This window comes from Komagataeibacter oboediens, assembly GCF_018491655.1.
Classification (GTDB): domain Bacteria; phylum Pseudomonadota; class Alphaproteobacteria; order Acetobacterales; family Acetobacteraceae; genus Komagataeibacter; species Komagataeibacter oboediens.
Window position 1 is genome coordinate 1 of sequence record NZ_JABLUU010000049.1, and the last position, 1,058, is coordinate 1,058.

Here is a 1,058-nt window from a genome sequence, read left to right on the forward strand (position 1 = left end):
GCCTGCTTCTGCTCCGGCACGCTGATCCGCACCCCGCGCGGCGATGTGGCGGTGGAAACCCTGCAGGCCGGCGATGAAGTCGTGACCGCATCCGGCGCCGTGCGCCCGATCGTGTGGATCGGCAGCCAGAAGATCATCAGCTTCAGCAACATGGACGCGGCACAGGCCCATGCGCTGACCCCCGTGCTGATCAGCCGTGACGCGTTCGCGCAGAACATGCCCGACCGTGACCTGCTGGTGTCCCCCGGCCACGCCATTGCGGTGCCCGTGATGGACAGCGTGTTCATCCAGGCGGTGAAGCTGGTCAATGGCGCGACCATCCGCCGCGCGCCGTGCGAAAGCACCGAATACTGGCATGTCGAACTGGAAAGCCACGACGTGCTGCTGTCGAACGGCCTGCCGTCCGAAAGCTATCTGGATGTCGGCAACCGCAACCTGTTCGCCACCCTGTCGGCCGGCACGCAGGTCGAGCCCGCGACGCTGGATGATTACGCCCTGCCGCTGGTGCTGAACGGCCCCGAAATTGCCGCCGTGCGCGAACGCCTTGCCGCCCGCGCGCGCACGCTGGGCTGGAACAGCACGACCGACAAGGACGAACACCTGATGGTGGACGGGCAGCGGGTGGAACCGGCCATGGATGGTGACCGGGCCTGCTTCATCTTCCCCGCCGGTGCACGCGAGGTCGCTCTGGTCTCGAACGCTTTCCGCCCGGCGGAATGTGGCGCGGGCGAGGATGCCCGTGAACTGGGGATCTACATCCGCGACATGCATGTCAGCGACGGGCTGTTCCATGACGCCGCGATCGACATGGACGCCCCCGCCATCGCGGCACAGTGCCATGATGCCGAGCAGCAGCACGATGGCCACTGGCGCTGGACGAAGGGCAGCCTGAACCTGGACCCGTCCCTGTGGGCCGGGTGCAGGGGCCATGTCGTCCTGCGCCTGCACCGTTCCGCCCATGGTGGCCAGTACTGGACGGCCCCCGCAGCCGATGCCGCCAACATCGTGTCCTTTCGGGCATCTGCCTGATCATGCTGCCATGGCGGGGCCGGTCACCG

General features: G+C 67.5%; 1 protein-coding gene. It reads left to right on the top strand.

The features are described 5' to 3' along the window. On the top strand, window positions 1–1,029 hold a 1,029-nt coding region (locus HNO79_RS16325; protein ID WP_214165949.1), incomplete at its 5' end, for a Hint domain-containing protein. Between the last annotated feature and the right edge of the window lie 29 nt (window positions 1,030–1,058).